The organism is Gordonia sp. NPDC003504 (assembly GCF_053587995.1).
The window spans coordinates 1-15,497 of record NZ_JBSFPC010000015.1; the positions used below are offsets into that span (position 1 = coordinate 1).

Genomic DNA, 15,497 nt, shown 5'->3' on the forward strand with positions numbered 1-15,497 from the left:
TCCTGAGCCAGGATCAAACTCTCCATGAAAAAACACTGAAACACAAAGTTTCAACACAATCTCAGCCAGAGAGACAAAAGAACCTGACCAAAAAACAATCCAAAAAACTGGCAAAAAACAAACTCACAAACACCACCCCACAACACGCGGGGCGGCATCAAAAATAAGATTCGTTTCATACCATTCAAAAAAATGGCACCAAACAATCCACCAACACACTATCGAGTTCTCAAAGAACACACACCCACCAACACCACCCACACAGGGCGAACTCCGATGAGCCAGTTCTATTTCCAGAATGTTAACCCCTTCCGGAGCAACTCTTCCAGAGTACCAGGCCTACTTCCCGTTCGCAACCCTTGGGTTGTGATCCGATCGGAAGGTCCGGCATTCCCGGTGATCGTCGCGGCACACAAGTGTGTCGCATCGATCTCTCGGGGGCGGTCTGCGCAGGCCCGGTTTCCTCTCCCCTGGTGAGTCCCTCTCGGGGCCCTCCGGGGCGGCGCCGCGGCGCGCTGACTTCGAATAAGTTACGCACCGGAGCATCGGGAATCAAATCGCCTGGTCGCGCCCACCACCAGGACCCGTTTTCCCAGTTCACAGGGATCGTCGCTCACCGGCGGCGGCGCCGGATTCAGCGAAACCATCGATGTCGCGATGCGTGATCTGGGCCACGCCGGACCGTCGGAGGTCCTGTCCATTGGGTCAGCAGGCCCGTCCAACCGGTCAGTTCCCCGGCGAAGTCGCAGGTCATAGCGTGTAGGACATGATCGCCCCGACCATCAGCGCCGGCCTCCCGACCGATCGACGGATCTCGGTGCGCCACGCGGCCGCCTTGCCGGATGGCATGGAATCGGTGGGCCGCGTCGGTTGGCGCGACCACGATGTCGTCGGTGGCGAGTCCCTCGAACTCCTCCACACCTTCACCACGGCCGACATCTCCGACGACGCGATGGTCACCGCGTTGGTCGCTCTCGTCGATGCCGGCGCAATCCACGGACAGTGGGAGTTCGAGGAGTCCGCGACAGGGCTCATCCAGACCAGCTCACCGGACCCGGCGCAGGCGTGGGCCGCGTTCTACGACAACTCGTTGCGCGCACTCGGCGACGGCACCGCCGCATTCGCACCCGTCCATCGCCGCGCACGTTCGCTGATCAGCGGTTCCAGCGTTCTGGAAGTGGGTTCGTGCTTCGGGTTTCTGGCACTGCAGTGCGCCAACGATGGTCTGACGGTGTCGGCTCGTGACATCTCCGCCGGCGCGATCGCCCTGCTCACCGCAGCCGGGCGCCGACTGCGCACTCCTGTCGACGCGGCGGTCGGCGACGCCACCCACCTCGACCTCGCCGACAACTCGGTCGACACGGTCACGCTCATCCACCTGCTCGAGCACCTCGACGGTGAGGACGTCCACGCCGCGATCGGCGAAGCGTTGCGAGTCGCACGGCGTCGCGTGGTGATCGCGATTCCCTATGAGGAGCACCCGAGCGAGCACTTCGGACATTTGAGCACCCTGTCGCAAGACAACCTGCGGTCCTGGGCCGGCGCGGCCGACCATGCCGGGGCCGAGATCTTCGATGACCACGGCGGATGGCTGGTGCTCACGCCGCATCCCCGCTAGCCGACTCGCGCCCGCGGCAGGTTCGCCCTGCGGGCTGCGAGGCGTGTCGGATACGGAACCGCTCAGATCAGCCCACGCTTGCTGGCGATGTACACCGCGTCGGTCCGTTTGGTCACCCCGAGCTTGCGGATGATGTTGCGGATGTGGAACTTGACCGTGGATTCGGAGATGAACAGGGTCTGACCGATCCGCTTGTTGCTCATCCCGTCGGCGAGAAGACGAAGGACCTCGCGTTCACGTTCGGTGAGGGTCTCCGAACTCCCACCGTCCCCGGAGACCGTCCGCAGGACGATGGCCGCGCTGCGGGGATCGAATGCGCTACCACCCCCCGACACTGCCTGAATCGCCCGCACCAACTCGGTGGTGTCGACGTCCTTGACGACGTAGCCGCGTGCCCCGGCCTTGACCGCGCGGACCACCAGGTCATCGTCGAGGAATGTCGTGAGCACCAGCGACGCGACCTCGGGATGTCGGGCGGCAATCTCGGTGATCAGCCGCAATCCCTCGTACTCGGTACCGGCGGTGAGCTTGAGATCGACCACCACGACGTCGGGGGTCGACCGCGCCACCTCCGCCAATGCCTGATCAAAGGAATCCGCCTCGCCGACAACCGAAATCGACTGCTCTCGTTCGAGCAGGGATCGGATCCCGGCGCGCAGCAGCGCGTGGTCGTCGACCAGCATCGTGCGGACCGGCTTCGTCGCGATCTCCGGGTTGTTCATCGACTGACCTCCTGTGCCACCGTGGGCGCGGCTCCGGCGGACCGCGTGGCGGCCTCGACTCGTCCCGTACCCCGCTGTCCATCCCCGCGCTGTCCGGTATCCCCGTCGGGTATCTCCACCGCGATCCGCACCCCACCCAGACGCGAGCGCCGAATCCTCAGCTCACCGCCGAGATCGTGAGCGCGCGTCGACATGTTCGCCAGCCCGCGGTGGCGGCCGGCGAGATCGCCGAGCGTGGCAGCACGCAACACCCGTCGCATGTGCCCGGGATCGCCGTTGCCGTCGTCGTCCACCGTGAGACCCACCTCGCGCTCGCCGTAGCTGAGGACCACCCGGGCGGCGGTCGCCTCGGCGTGCACCGCGGTGTTGAACAACGCCTCGCCGGCGATCCGCAGAATGGCGTGCTGCAGATCATCGGGAAGATCCCGCGGTTTGCCGACCACCCGGACATCGGTCTCGAGGTCGGCGGGCATGTGCATGGAGCACAGTTCGTCGAGCACCTCGCCCAGACTCAGTCCGTCCACCGACGGCGACTGATTGAGTGCATAGATCACCGAACGTAGTTGTTCCACCGCGTTTCGGGTGAGGGTCCCCGCCATCTCCAGGCGCGCGGAGGTCTCCGGGTCGGAGTCCATCCGGCACACCTCGATCTGCACGCCCGCCGACAACACCGATTGCGTCACCGAATCGTGGAGTTCCCGCGCGATCCGCTCACGTTCCTCGGTGACGAGCCGCTGACGCATCACCGCCGACAACTCACGTTGGGTGCGTTGCAGTTCGACGTTCTGCACCGCGAGGTCGGTGGCCTGCTCACGGGCCTTGGCGTAGGCGTCCTCCGCACGCGCGAGCTGGTGGCGACTCTCCTGCAGCAGTGCGGCGTTGAGCAACGCGACGACGGCCTGGCGGGCAAGGATCCGCATCACGACCAGGTCGGCGGAGTCGACGACGTGGCTCGGCGGTGTCCACGCCGACAGTCCGCCGACCACGCGGCCGTCGAGATGGACGGGCAGATGAAGGTGGTGGTCGTCGACGATCGGGCGGACGAGCTCGCCGAGCTGGTTGCGCAGGATGTCGTTGAGCCGGTTGAGGACCTCGTCGGGCAGGTGGCTCGGGGTGCGTGCCATCTGCACGCCCTCGAAGGCGTAGATGGTGCCGTCGGCCGACATCATCAGATGCCGGGGCCCGGTCCGGTCGAGTTCCCCGTCGCAGAGCGCGAAGACGACCCAGTCGGCCTCGAGGTGCTCGGCGACGGCGCGAACGACCGACAGCACCAGATTCTCCGGTCCCTCGCCGGTCTGCACGAGCGCCCGGGAGATGCGGTCGAGCGCACCGACCACCCGGCCGAGGCGTTCCTCGACGCCGCGATACTGCGCATAGTGCGAGCCCTTGACCGAATGCAGGCCGATCAGCGAGTCGATCTCCACGGCCGGACCGCCAGCGATGTCCCGGGTGCCGCCACGCCCCTCGGGGTGGCGCGCATCGGACCGGGTGGAGCCATCGGCATCGGGAAGCGCGCTCATGGTGTCCCGCTCATAATGCCCCGCTCATAATGCCTCGGAGTAGATGCGTGCCACGTCGGCGGCGCTGGGCCGGCGCGGGTTGGTCTTCATGCAGGCGTCGGCGAGAGCGTTGCGGGTCAGCGCGCCGATGTCCTCGGCACGCACCCCGAACTCCGACAGCCGCGCCGGCATACCGACCCGTGCGGACAGGGCAGCCACTGCATCGGCGAATCGCTCCGCCGTCGCCGCCGGTGCCGACGACACTCCGACGCCGACGGTCTCGGCGAGTTCGACGAACGGGGTCGGGTCGGCCTCGGCATTGAACCGGATGACGTGGGGTAACAACACCGCGTTGATCGCGCCGTGCGGCGCATCGACCAACCCGCCGACGGGATGGCTCATCGCATGGGTGGCGCCGAGAATCGCGTTGGTGAACGCCATTCCGGCCTCCAACGCCGCATAGGCCATCTCCAGGCCCGCGTCCGGATCGCCCGGATCGTCGACGAACCGCTCGATGGACCGCCAGGCCGTCGCGATCGCACTGCGCGCGGACCGGTCGGTGAGACGGGTGTGCGCAACCGACGAGTAGGCCTCGATGCAGTGGGTGATCGCGTCCATCCCCGACTGGCCGGCCACCTCCGGAGGCAGGGTCGCCAACGGATTCGGGTCGATCACCGAGACGTCGGGAACCAGCGCCCGGCCGATGATCGTCACCTTGGTCATCCGTTCGACGTCATTGATGATGCAGAACTGCGACACATCCGACCCACTGCCCGCGGTGGTGGGGGCCGCGACCAGCGGCGGCAGCGGAAAACGCGCCCGGTCGATGCCCTCATAGGACAGGATGTGGCCGCCGTTGGCCGCCAGGATCGCGATGCCCTTCGCCGCGTCGATGACCGACCCCCCACCCAACGCGATGATCCCTTCGGAGCGGGTCTGCTCGTAGTGCTCGAATCCGAGCGAGATCTCCGGCGCCCGCGGATTGGCCGACACGTCGGTGAACGAGCTGACCCGCAGGTCTGCCGCCCGCAGCCGCTGCGCCAGCCGCGGATACCAGGGGGTGGCGACCAGGTTCCGGTCCGAGACGATCATCAATCGGCGCATTCCCAGACCTGCTGCCGCCCTGGGGATCTCATCGAGCGAGCCCGGACCGATGATGATCTCGGGGGTATGGAACTTGGCCACCGGCATCGTCGGTCGGGAGGTGACGGCACGGCGCTCACCAGTGTCGGCGCGCATTCTCGCGATCACCACCTCGTCACGCGGGGACAGATGACGAAAATCCTACGTGGCGCCACCGACACTCACGTCGCATATGCGTCTACGGAGACCTGCTCGAGCGCCGCCAGATCGTGGACGACGTGGACCCGATCGCAGAAGGTCGCATACCCGGGGAGGTCACAGGCTCCCAGCCCCCAGGAGTACTTGGGTTCGGGGGTGATCCAGATGGTTTCCCGAGCCCGGCGGGTGATCTCCTCGAACGCCTCGAGATTGGGTTCGCCGCCGTTGTTGCGACCGTCTCCGAGCACGATCACCGTCGTCCGTCGCGTGATCGCACCACCGAAGTCGTCGAGGAAGGTCTGCAGTGCCGTGCCGTAGTCGGAGTCGGCGTCGGTGTCGAGCACCCCGCCGGCCGGCAGACCCGAGACCACCAACGACAGCGCCTCCTCCGGCGGATGCTCGGCGAACAGATCGGTGATCTCGACGAGGTCGGAGACGAACGCGAACGAGCGCACATGGGCGACCATGCTCTGCAGACCATGCACCAACTGCAGTGTGAACCGCGCCGCGCTGCGCACCGACAACGAGACGTCGGCGAGGATGAGCAGTGACGGACGATCCTCCACCTTGGCCACGGTGATCGGCCGGAACGGGACACCGTCGTACCGGAGGTTGGCGCGCATTGTGCGAGCGGCGTCAACCGTGCCGCGGGCGGCGAGCTTGCGACGTGCGCGGGGCGCGCCGTGCAGGCTGCGGATCAGCCGCCGGATGGATTCCTCGAGACTGGCCCGTTCGTGTTCGTGAATGGCCTCACGCACCGACGCCTTGATCTCGCGTTCCTCGATCTCGTGATCGGTGGCCATCAGCTGTTCGAGGTGATCGCGCAGCTTCTCGGGCAGACCGTCGAGCAGCCCGGCCAGCGCACTGCGCAGACGCGCGATCTCCTCGCGATCCGGCTGCGGTCCCGCCAGTCCGTCGGCGTCGTCGAGCCAGTCCAGCAACGCCATCTCCTGCGCCACCGACAGTTCCGCGTCCAGCCGCGTCGCGTTGTCGGTGACCAACTCCCCCGGCCTGCCGGGATTGTGCAACCGCGACACCGTCAACTGCACCCGCGCGGCCTGCTCCGAATTGGGTACCGAGTCCGCCGACAGCACGATCTCGTCGGTCAGCGAGGCCATGTCGAGTTTGTTGGCCTCCTGATGCAGGTTGTACTGCTCGGCGAGATCCTCGGGATCGAAATACTCCCGGATGTCGGACGGCGGGCCGTGACTGTGCCCCTGCTGCGGGGTGTTGCTCACCTCGTCGGAGAGAGTGTAATCGGCCAGCTCACCGGTGTCGGACAGATCGTCGTGGGTATGTGAATGACTGTGTCCGTCATCGGTGTCCAGCACCGGCCGCAGCGAGAAGAACCTGTCGAACACCTCGTGAAATGTCTGCTCGTCGCGGCGGTCCTTGATCAGGCACGCCTCCATCGCCGACCGCATGAGTTCACGGTCGGCGAGGATCTCGGCGGTGCCGACCGCGGACATGGCATCCATGGCTTCCGACACGCCGATCCGCACACCGTGCAGGCGCAACAACCGGACGAACCGGTGGACCGCTCCTTCCATCCCCGGCTCCTAGAACGGACGCTTGCGGCCACTGCCGCCGGACGGCGGACGGGTGAAGGAGCGACTGCCCTGGGTGGCGCTGACGGATCGGGTGCCGGCATCGCTCTTCGCGCCCGGCGATCCGTAGTACTCATCCGCGTGCCGGCCGGGCTTGTCCTTCTCCGCGCGACGCGCCGGTCCACTGTGATCGTCATGATCATGATCGTGGTCATGGTCATGCCCGTGGGAATGGCCGTGTCCATGTGAATGCCCATGGCCGTGATCATGCGAATGCAGATGATCGGGCACCTCGGCGTTCGGATCGACCAGCCGCGGCAGCGCATCGAGGGCACGGGTGAGATCGCGGTCGTATTTGACCACCACATTCGCGGTTTGACCGAGGATGTCGGCGGACAGTTCGTCCGCGCCGAGCACGGCGAGGGTGCGCGCCCAGTCGATCGCCTCGGAGATGCTGGGCGCCTTGCGCAGATCCAGATCACGCAGCCCGCGGACGATCTCCACCAGTTTGGCGGCCAGGGTGTCGGCCAGCCCGGTGTTCTTGGACCTGATGATCTCCAATTCCCGTGCGGCATCCGGATAGTCGAGCGACAGATGCAGGCAGCGGCGCTTCAGCGCCGCGGACAGATCCCGGGTGTTGTTGGAGGTCAACACGATCATCGGCTGATGGGTGGCGGCGAAGGTACCGATCTCGGGGACCGAGACCTGGTATTCGGCGAGCAACTCCAGCAACACCGCCTCGAGTGCCTCGTCGGCGCGGTCGACCTCGTCGATCAGCAACACGACAGGACGTTCGCTGCGCACCGCCTCGAGCAGTGGACGCGGGGCGAGGAATCGTTCAGAGAAGAACACACTCTCCTCGGCACCGATGCGGTCGACGGCCTCCGAGAGGGTGTCGGCGTCGGCGACGACCTGGGAGATCTTCTCCTTGAGCACCTGCGTGTAGAGGAGTTGCTTTCCGTAGTCCCATTCGTAGAGGGCGGTGGTCTCGTCCTGCCCCTCATAGCACTGCAGTCGCAACAGATCTCGGCCGGTCACCTCCGCGAGGGTCTTGGCGAGCTGTGTCTTGCCCACGCCCGCAGGACCTTCCAGCAGCACCGGTTTGCCGAGTCGGTTCTGCAGGAACACGGTCGTCGCCAGTCGCTGATCGGCGAGGTATCCGGCGTCGGCGAACCGCCGGGTCACGTCGTCGACGTCGCGGAAGGTCACCGCGGAGTTCTCCGTTGCGGTGCTGTCGTCGGATTCGGTTGACGCCGAGGATGATTGCGCTCCGGCCGCGGAGCCTGTCGGGTCGTCGGTGGTGACGAAGGAGGTGGACATACGAAGCTCTCCTGAGAAGGTGGACGCGCCTCGACGAGGGCGTGGGGGCGGCGACGCGGGGCGGCAATGCGTGGACCGGGGCCGGTGGTCTTGTCCACTCCGGAGGTCACCACGCCGAACGCTCGAGGTGACCACCGGAGTGAGTGGGATGTGGGGAACCGCGGACTTCGGGGGCATGCGGTTCCCCACACCCCGGTCGGGGTGGACCGGCTGCTACGGGAGCAGCTCGTCCAGGCTTCCGTTCACGCAGTGCTCGACGACCGGACGCACGGTCTCGAAGGTGCACTCCTTGGGGTTACCCGGGGTGCACGCGTCGCCGAGGACGTGGTTGGTCAGCGCGTCGATGGTGGCCGCGTCGGTGGTGATCTCCTTGCGGTTCTCGTAGAACTTCGTCGGCCCCTCGCCGAGGCGGTTCTTGGGGTACGAGTCCTTCTTGACGTCGGCGAAGCGCTCGACGATGCCCACGTCACGCAGCAGCCGGATGGCGGCTTCGAGGGCCGCATCGGCGGCCTGGACCTTGGTCATCCCGTGGGTGTCGACGCCCATGGCCTGCGCCATGTCGGCGTAGCGCTCGTACATGACCGGCATGTTGAACGCCCACACACGCGGCAGTGCGATCGCATTGTTCAGGCCGTGGTGGGTGTCGAAGAACGCCGACACCGCGTGGCTGATGGAGTGGATGATTCCCAGTCCACCCGAGTTGAAGGCCTGTGCCGCAATGTATTGCGCGTACATCATGCCTTCGCGACCCTTGAGGTCGACACCGTTCCAGGTGGCCTCACGCAGGTTCTCCGCGGTCATCTTCACCGCGTAGAGGGCGTTACCCATCGACGGCGGGAAGTTCAGCCGCGAGACGTAGGGCTCCGACGCGTGCGCCAGGACGTCGAATCCGCACTGCGCGGTGTAGGCGACCGGGCAGTCGTAGTACAGCACCGGGTCGTCGATGGCCAGCGTCGTCACCGCGGCGTCGTCGAAGGCGACGTACTTGTGCGGCTTGTCGGGGTCGGTGGTGGTGTCGGTGATGACGTAGGCCCAGGAGGTCTCCGACCCGGTACCGGCCGTGGTCGACACTGCGATATGCGGTGGGTTCTTGGGGTTTTCGCTCTTGTTGAAGCCCTCGAACTCGTTGACGCTGCGGCCGTCGTGGGCGACCGAGATGCGCGCGCCCTTGCAGGCATCATGTGCCGAGCCGCCACCGATCGAGATGAACGAGTCGCACTTCTCCGAGTTGTACAACGACACCGCGTCCATGACGTTGTAGTCCTTGGGATTGGACTCGACCTTGTCGTAGAGCACGACCTCGAGGCCGTGGTACTTGCACGACTCGACGATCTTGTGCACGGTGTCGCTGCCGCGCAGACCGGTGGTCATGATGAGGGTCTTCTTGAATCCGAGTTTGAGGGCCTCGGGACCGATCATCTCGTGTGCGCCCGGGCCCATCATGGCACGGGGGAACGGGTGGAACTCCTTGATGGGAAACGGCTTGAGTAGCTCATCTACCTGCATGTGACCTGACCTCCTTCGTCGTCGGCGCACACCGCGTGACGCCGACTGTGAGCAACGGCGACGTTACGCGCGTCACAGGAAGGGGTGGAAGGTGTTGCGGCACAAACCGTCCCTGGAGAATCATCGGAACCCACCTTGGTCAGGTCGGGGTCGCCCGACGGGCAGGTGGCCGACTATCCGTTCGGACAGGGCGAGGTGGCCGACGAACTCCGGACGCCGCCGGCACGTGCCCGCCGGACCGCGTCGATGTCGAATCCCCACGGCAACTCGAGCCGGTGCGCGGCCAGTAATGCCTCGTCGGCGAGGATGTCGTCGACCGGGCCGTCGGCGACCACGCGGCCGGCGTCGATGACCACCGCCCGGTCGCACAGTTGGGCCGCGTACAGCAGGTCGTGGGTGACCACGAGCATCGTCGTCCGCAGGCGCAGCAAGGTGTCGGCCAGGTCCCGGCGCGCCAGCGGATCCAGATTCGCCGACGGTTCGTCGAGGACGAGAACATCTGGGCGACAGGACAAGACGCTGGCGAGCGCACCGCGTCGCCGCTGGCCACCGGAGAGATGATGCGGACTGCGCCCGGCGTGTTCGGTCATCGACACCGCGGCCAGCGCCTCGTCGACGCGCAGCTTCAGCTCATCGCCGGTCACCCCGAAGTTGGCCGGGCCGAACGCGACATCCTCGACCAGGGTCGGCATGAACAGCTGATCGTCGGGGTCCTGGAACACCAGTCCGACGCGCCGGCGCACCTCGCGAAGCGAGTTCTTCGCCACCGGAATGCCGTGGATGGCCACCTCGCCGGCAGTGGGCAGCAGCACACCGTTGAGTTGCAACATCAGGGTGGTTTTGCCGGCCCCGTTGGGACCGAGCAGCGCAACGCGCTCTCCCTCTGCCACCACGAGGTCGATGCCGTCGATTGCGACATGACCGTCCGGATAGGCGAACGACAGGCCCCGGACCTCGACGGCCGGGGCACCCGGTACCGAGGAGTCCGGCGGGCTGACATGCTGTGGCAGTTGACGTCTCATCTCATCCCCCAGGCACTGGCCGCGACCGCGACGGCCGCGATCGCAGGTGTGACGATCACCGCCCACTGGGCGGGTGTCGCGCGTGGCGCGGTCGCCACCCCGGGCATCTCCGGGATCGTTCCGGTGAATCCGCGCGACATCATCGCCAGATGCACCCGCTCACCGCGTTCGTAGGACCGCAGGAACAGCGCGCCCACCCCCTTGGCGATCGCCCCCGCCTGATGGATCAGCCGGGGTGAATCGCCGCGCGCGGACCGAGCGATCTGCATCCGCCGGATCTCGGCCGAGAGCAGGTCGACGTAGCGCAGCATCATCACGAAGATCGGCGTGATCGTCGCCGGGACACCCAGCCGGGTCAGTGCGACCGGGAGTGCGCGGGCCTCCGTCGTCGCGGCGAAGGTCAGCGACGCCGCGACCCCGAGCGTGCCCTTGATGAGGATGCCCCATCCCGCGTACAACCCGGTCACCGACAGCGACATACCGAGGAACTCCACCCGGTCGGTCCCGGCGGAGAACGGCAACAACACCGCCAGGATCACGAACGGCGCCTCGATCAGCATGCGCGGCAGAATCCACAGCGGTGGTATCCGCGCGAGCGCCCACACGGCACCCAGGATGAGCGCGAAACCCAGGTAGGGCCAGAACATCTCACGCGGAGTGGCCACGACCGCGAAGACGAAGATCACCAGGCAGACGATCTTCACCTCGGCGGGTGCGCGGTGCACGCGCGAGTCACCGGCACGGTAGAGCGGATGGGCATGACCGGCACCCATGGTGCTCAGTCCCCGGACGCGGTGGTGGCCGCCTCACCGCGGCGGCGGCGCGCAATCAGCCAGAACAGGCCGCCCGCGATGGCGAGCGTGACCAGCACCCCGATCACGCCGGCGATGCCGTTGGTGTACTCGATTCCGCGGAACGAGTAGTCGGCCAACGGTGACGACGCCATGGCGTGGTCGGTCGCATGCTGGGCGATGCAGGTACCGGTGAGCTCCTCGGAGCCGTTGACCTCGACGGTCTGGCATCCCTGCTGGGTGGCCGAGTCGAGTCCGTCGGGTGAGGAGCTGGCCACATAGGACACGATCCCGGCGATGATCAGCGCCACCACCCCGAAGGCGATGAGAAACGTGCGGCGCCGCACCCGTGGTGCGTGGGTGCGCTCGGTCGACGATGTGGTGCTCATGCCGGGACTCCGATCGCTTGTGCGGGTGCCGGGTTGCGGCGTAGCAGGTAGACCAGGTCCGGGCGCGCCCGGGCGACCGCCATGACGGTGGCGGCGGTGATCAGACCCTCCCCGATCCCGATGAGTACGTGCGTGCCCCACATGTAGACCGCCACCGTGCCCAAGGATGTCGACGCGGCTCCGCCGATCGCATACTCGACGACGAATCCGGTTGCCGCGCACACGGTTCCGCACATTGCGGAAACGAAGGCCACGATCCCGAGGCCGCCGATGGAGCGTGACCTCGCCGCGATGACCCGGTACAGGATCACCGCCACGCCGTATCCGGCGAAGGTGGAGATCAGCGCCATGTTGGTGATGTTGGCGCCGAGCGCGGTGATCCCGCCGTCGGCGAAGAGCAGGCATTGGACCACCAGCACGATGGCGATACACAGGGCCCCGGTGTACGGCCCGACCAGGATGGCGGCCAGCGCACCACCGAGGAGGTGCCCACTCACCCCCGGCAGGATCGGGAAGTTGATCATCTGGACCGCGAAGATGAAGGCGGCGACCAGACCGGCCATCGGCACGGTCTTCTCATCGAGATCGGTGCGGGCACGCCAGGCGCAGAAGCCGAGGCCGGCAATGGCGATGGCGCCGAACAGGATCGAGGTCTGCGCGTTGATGATGCCGTCGCTCATGTGCATGGCGAGGGTCGTCGTGGACGGGGTGGTGGACATTGAGCGGTGTCCCTTTCGTATCGCTGAGCGTGCACCGACATACCGGCGCGCGATAGGAGGAACGTTAAGACCCACCCCGACATCTGTCTACTTATTCAGATAACGAGGTGCACAGACTATCCGAACGGTCAGGAGTGACCCTGGCCACATCACCGAGCCCCACCCTCGACGACCCGAGGTCACGGATCGAGATGCCGCGCACCGATCCAATGCAGAAGCCGATGGACCGTCTCGTCCTCGAGCCGGTAGCTGACCGAGCGGCCCACCCGGGTGGAGGTCACCCACCCCTGATGACGCAACACCCGAAGTGCTTGCGACACCGCGGTTTCGGTGCGGCCCACCTCCGTCGCGATGTCGCCGACGAAGATCCCGGGCTTGCGGTGCAGCACCAGCAGGATCTCCAGCCGGTGCGGATCGGAGAGCAGGTCGAAACGGGAGGTCCAGGCCGCGATGTCGACGTCACCGGCCCCGTGCCCTTGATGCCCCCCGGGCGCGTGATGTGCCGTATCTCCCTCATCGGCCGGATGCGGATGAGTGTGTGTGCCACCGTCCATGTCGCCACCGTCCACGGTTCAGCCCCGTACCCGCTCGATGATCCCGCCCAGCCGGGTGAGGTTCTCCTCGAACTGCGGGTATCCGCGGTCGATGTGCTCGATGTCGTGGACCTCGGTCACCCCGTCGGCGACCAGACCGGCCAGCACCAGGCCCGCGCCCGCCCGGATGTCGGAGCACCACACGGGTGCGCTGGAGAGTCGCTCGATACCCCGGATGACGGCGTGATGGCCGTCGGTGCGGGCGTCGGCTCCCAGACGCACCATCTCCTCGACGAAGCGGAAGCGGGCCTCGAACACGTTCTCGGTGATCACCGACATCCCGTCGGCGATGGCCGCCAGACCGATCGCCATCGGCTGCAGATCGGTGGGGAATCCGGGGAACGGCAATGTGGACACGTTCACCGCCGCGGGCCTGCCGTCGTGGCGGACGCGGAAGCCGTCGACCATCGTGTCGACCCGGGCCCCGGTGTCGACGAGCTTGTTGAGGACCAGTTGCAGGTGCGCCGGCGCAACGCCCCGCACCGTGACGTCTCCCTGCGTCATGGCGGCCGCGATTCCCCAGGTGGCGCCGACGATCCGGTCACCGATGACCCGATGGGTGGCCGGGTGCAGTCGCTCGACCCCGGTCACGGTGAGGGTGGAGGTACCCGCGCCCTCGATCCGCGCACCCATCTGCTGCAGCATCACACAGAGGTCGACGATCTCCGGCTCACGGGCGGCGTTGTCGATGGTGGTCTGTCCGTCCGCGAGGACCGCGGCCATCAGGATGTTCTCGGTGGCGCCCACCGAGGGGAACTCGAGCGCCACCGGCGCCCCGATGAGGGCGTCGGCCTCGGCGACCACGCAGCCGTGTTCGATGGAACTGTGTGCCCCGAGCGCGCGTAGACCGGCCTGATGCATGTCGAGGGGGCGGGACCCGATGGCGTCTCCGCCGGGCAGCGCGACGACGGCGCGACGGCACCTCGCCATCAACGGCCCCAACACGCACACCGATGCACGGAACTGCTTCACCGCGTCGAAATCGGCGTGGTACTTCGGTTCGGCCGGCGCATCGATGATCACGGTGTCACCGTCGATCGAGACACTCGCCCCGAGGCCACGCAGCACATCTGCCATCAGCGGGACGTCGGCGATCTCGGGCGAATTGGTCAGGGTGGTGGTGCCCTCGGCGAGCAACGCGGCCGCCATCAGTTTGAGCACACTGTTCTTCGCTCCACCGACCGAGACCTCGCCACTCAGCCGGGCTCCCCCGGTCACCAGAAAGCGATCACTCACGACAGACAGCTTATCGGTCGCACGGTGCGATCCCGCGGAGCGCTAGATTTTGACGTATGGCCGTGCACCTCACCCGCATCTACACCCGTACCGGCGACGACGGGACCACCGGGCTCAGCGACTTCTCCCGGGTGTCCAAGACCGATCCACGGGTGATCGCCTACGCCGATTGCGACGAGGCGAACGCGGCGATCGGGGTCGCCCTCGCCGTGGGCGGTGCGGTACCCGAGGAGATCGCCGAGGTGCTACGGACCGTCCAGAACGATCTGTTCGACGCCGGGGCGGACCTGTCCACGCCCGTCGTCGACGATCCGAAGTATCCGCCGCTGCGTATCGAGCAGGACTACATCGACGCGCTGGAGCACTGGTGCGACGCCTTCGGGGAGGATCTGCCGTCGCTGGATTCGTTCATCCTACCCGGCGGCACACCGCTGTCGGCGCTGCTGCATCAGGCCCGGACGGTCACCCGGCGGGCCGAACGTTCCGCGTGGTCCGCGGTGGCGGCCGACCCGGACGCGACGTCGGTGTTGCCGGCGAAATACCTCAACCGGCTCTCGGATCTGTTGTTCATCCTGTCGCGCGTGGCCAACCGACCACCGCATGGCGACGGCGACGTGAAGTGGGTGCCCGGCGGGCAGCGGTCCCGGCCCACGAGCTCCTGAGACTCGAGCTCCTCGGCCGAGGATGCGCTCAGGCGCTGCGGCGCTGTGCGCGTGAGGGACGTCGTGACTCCAGCCACGACTGGAAGGCGGTGACCCCGCCGGCGTCCAAGGCGATCTCGTAGTCGCGGCCGTCGCCGGCGCCGACCGCCTGGTGGACGCGGAGGATGATCATGTCGGCGAGAATGTCCTGCTCGGTACCCACCGCGCGCCGCCGGCCGGCGATCTCGATGGAGCGACGCGGCAGCGTCCGCGACGGACCGGGCCGTAGCGATGACAGACGGAAATACCGCAACGCCTCGTCGCTGTAGTGGACGGTGCCGTGCCGCCACCCCTCGTCGACCGCGGCGGGCAGTTCACGCAGCAGCACCGGGGTACCCCCACGGCGCAACTGACCCACGCGATAGGCCAGCAACCCGCACAGGGCGAGGGCACTGAGCAGCGCAATGCTCAGGATCACCACGACGACCAGTTCCGTCACCCGGGCGCACCTCCTCGGTCCGGCCCCCGTCAGCGGCGATCTCGTAAGGCTGGGACGTGGCTGTGATCGCCCGGGACGCACCCCCAGCATGCCATCTGGCCCGAACACACGACC

General features: G+C 66.9%; 15 protein-coding genes. 2 read left to right on the forward strand and 13 right to left on the reverse strand.

Going from position 1 to position 15,497, the window contains the following annotated elements; translation table 11 throughout:
• The first annotated feature begins 766 nt into the window (after positions 1 to 766).
• Entirely contained in the window at positions 767 to 1,618 is an 852-nt protein-coding gene (mftM, locus tag ACWDPV_RS21180; RefSeq protein WP_449744544.1) for a mycofactocin oligosaccharide methyltransferase MftM, read from the forward strand.
• A 62-nt stretch (positions 1,619 to 1,680) separates the two neighbouring features.
• Here the strand turns inward: mftM and ACWDPV_RS21185 are convergent, their stop codons facing one another.
• The 12 genes from ACWDPV_RS21185 to murA all read right to left on the reverse strand — a co-directional run bounded on the left by ACWDPV_RS21185 (position 1,681) and on the right by murA (position 14,243).
• The gene (locus ACWDPV_RS21185; RefSeq protein ID WP_348802434.1) at positions 1,681 to 2,340 is read right to left on the reverse strand and encodes a MadR family response regulator transcription factor; all 660 of its coding nucleotides are present in this window, start codon (positions 2,338 to 2,340) and stop codon (positions 1,681 to 1,683) included.
• Positions 2,337 to 3,860 (reverse strand): MadS family sensor histidine kinase, encoded by a 1,524-nt coding sequence (locus ACWDPV_RS21190; RefSeq protein ID WP_449744545.1) that lies wholly within the window; start codon positions 3,858 to 3,860, stop codon positions 2,337 to 2,339. Before ACWDPV_RS21190 ends, ACWDPV_RS21185 begins: the two co-directional genes overlap by 4 nt.
• Before the next feature lie 24 nt (positions 3,861 to 3,884).
• A complete protein-coding gene (locus tag ACWDPV_RS21195) occupies positions 3,885 to 5,078 on the reverse strand; it encodes an iron-containing alcohol dehydrogenase (RefSeq protein WP_449744546.1) in 1,194 nt (397 codons plus the stop codon).
• Between the two features lie 65 nt (positions 5,079 to 5,143).
• Positions 5,144 to 6,670 (reverse strand): VWA domain-containing protein, encoded by a 1,527-nt coding sequence (locus ACWDPV_RS21200; protein ID WP_449744547.1) that lies wholly within the window; start codon positions 6,668 to 6,670, stop codon positions 5,144 to 5,146.
• Positions 6,671 to 6,679: 9 nt separating this feature from the next.
• Complete coding sequence (locus ACWDPV_RS21205) at positions 6,680 to 7,987, reverse strand: AAA family ATPase (protein ID WP_449744548.1); 1,308 nt, start codon at positions 7,985 to 7,987, stop codon at positions 6,680 to 6,682.
• A 213-nt stretch (positions 7,988 to 8,200) separates the two neighbouring features.
• Positions 8,201 to 9,493: an NDMA-dependent methanol dehydrogenase gene (gene mdo, locus ACWDPV_RS21210; protein WP_348802439.1), complete on the reverse strand. Its 1,293-nt coding sequence runs from the start codon at positions 9,491 to 9,493 to the stop codon at positions 8,201 to 8,203.
• Positions 9,494 to 9,666: 173 nt separating this feature from the next.
• The gene (locus ACWDPV_RS21215; RefSeq protein WP_449744549.1) at positions 9,667 to 10,515 is read right to left on the reverse strand and encodes an energy-coupling factor ABC transporter ATP-binding protein; all 849 of its coding nucleotides are present in this window, start codon (positions 10,513 to 10,515) and stop codon (positions 9,667 to 9,669) included.
• A complete protein-coding gene (gene cbiQ, locus ACWDPV_RS21220) occupies positions 10,512 to 11,288 on the reverse strand; it encodes a cobalt ECF transporter T component CbiQ (protein WP_449744550.1) in 777 nt (258 codons plus the stop codon). The genes ACWDPV_RS21215 and cbiQ overlap by 4 nt, the downstream gene beginning before the upstream one ends.
• A 5-nt stretch (positions 11,289 to 11,293) precedes the next feature.
• Complete coding sequence (locus tag ACWDPV_RS21225; RefSeq protein ID WP_449744551.1) at positions 11,294 to 11,695, reverse strand: PDGLE domain-containing protein; 402 nt, start codon at positions 11,693 to 11,695, stop codon at positions 11,294 to 11,296.
• A complete protein-coding gene (locus tag ACWDPV_RS21230; RefSeq protein WP_449744552.1) occupies positions 11,692 to 12,414 on the reverse strand; it encodes an energy-coupling factor ABC transporter permease in 723 nt (240 codons plus the stop codon). Before ACWDPV_RS21230 ends, ACWDPV_RS21225 begins: the two co-directional genes overlap by 4 nt.
• 179 nt (positions 12,415 to 12,593) lie before the next feature.
• A complete protein-coding gene (locus ACWDPV_RS21235) occupies positions 12,594 to 12,968 on the reverse strand; it encodes an ArsR/SmtB family transcription factor (protein WP_449744553.1) in 375 nt (124 codons plus the stop codon).
• Between the two features lie 18 nt (positions 12,969 to 12,986).
• Positions 12,987 to 14,243, reverse strand: a complete 1,257-nt coding sequence (gene murA, locus ACWDPV_RS21240) for a UDP-N-acetylglucosamine 1-carboxyvinyltransferase (protein WP_449744554.1) — start codon at positions 14,241 to 14,243, stop codon at positions 12,987 to 12,989.
• A gap of 56 nt (positions 14,244 to 14,299) precedes the next feature.
• Here murA and ACWDPV_RS21245 point away from each other — a divergent pair, with 56 nt between their 5' ends.
• On the forward strand, positions 14,300 to 14,905 hold the full coding sequence (locus tag ACWDPV_RS21245) for a cob(I)yrinic acid a,c-diamide adenosyltransferase (protein WP_348802447.1): 606 nt from the start codon (positions 14,300 to 14,302) through the stop codon (positions 14,903 to 14,905).
• Between the two features lie 28 nt (positions 14,906 to 14,933).
• Here the strand turns inward: ACWDPV_RS21245 and ACWDPV_RS21250 are convergent, their stop codons facing one another.
• Positions 14,934 to 15,383 carry a DUF2550 domain-containing protein gene (locus ACWDPV_RS21250; protein WP_348802448.1) on the reverse strand — a complete coding sequence of 150 codons (450 nt, stop codon included), beginning with the start codon at positions 15,381 to 15,383 and terminating at the stop codon, positions 14,934 to 14,936.
• Positions 15,384 to 15,497: the final 114 nt, after the last annotated feature.

Bases quoted from the DNA above. Each gene is read 5' to 3' on its own strand.
- mftM (WP_449744544.1), top strand. From the start codon at position 767: ATGATCGCCCCGACCATCAGCGCCGGCCTCCCGACCGATCGACGGATC.
- ACWDPV_RS21185 (WP_348802434.1), bottom strand. From the start codon at position 2,340: ATGAACAACCCGGAGATCGCGACGAAGCCGGTCCGCACGATGCTGGTC.
- ACWDPV_RS21190 (WP_449744545.1), bottom strand. From the start codon at position 3,860: ATGAGCGCGCTTCCCGATGCCGATGGCTCCACCCGGTCCGATGCGCGC.
- ACWDPV_RS21195 (WP_449744546.1), bottom strand. From the start codon at position 5,078: ATGCGCGCCGACACTGGTGAGCGCCGTGCCGTCACCTCCCGACCGACG.
- ACWDPV_RS21200 (WP_449744547.1), bottom strand. From the start codon at position 6,670: ATGGAAGGAGCGGTCCACCGGTTCGTCCGGTTGTTGCGCCTGCACGGT.
- ACWDPV_RS21205 (WP_449744548.1), bottom strand. From the start codon at position 7,987: ATGTCCACCTCCTTCGTCACCACCGACGACCCGACAGGCTCCGCGGCC.
- mdo (WP_348802439.1), bottom strand. From the start codon at position 9,493: ATGCAGGTAGATGAGCTACTCAAGCCGTTTCCCATCAAGGAGTTCCAC.
- ACWDPV_RS21215 (WP_449744549.1), bottom strand. From the start codon at position 10,515: ATGAGACGTCAACTGCCACAGCATGTCAGCCCGCCGGACTCCTCGGTA.
- cbiQ (WP_449744550.1), bottom strand. From the start codon at position 11,288: ATGGGTGCCGGTCATGCCCATCCGCTCTACCGTGCCGGTGACTCGCGC.
- ACWDPV_RS21225 (WP_449744551.1), bottom strand. From the start codon at position 11,695: ATGAGCACCACATCGTCGACCGAGCGCACCCACGCACCACGGGTGCGG.
- ACWDPV_RS21230 (WP_449744552.1), bottom strand. From the start codon at position 12,414: ATGTCCACCACCCCGTCCACGACGACCCTCGCCATGCACATGAGCGAC.
- ACWDPV_RS21235 (WP_449744553.1), bottom strand. From the start codon at position 12,968: ATGGACGGTGGCACACACACTCATCCGCATCCGGCCGATGAGGGAGAT.
- ACWDPV_RS21245 (WP_348802447.1), top strand. From the start codon at position 14,300: ATGGCCGTGCACCTCACCCGCATCTACACCCGTACCGGCGACGACGGG.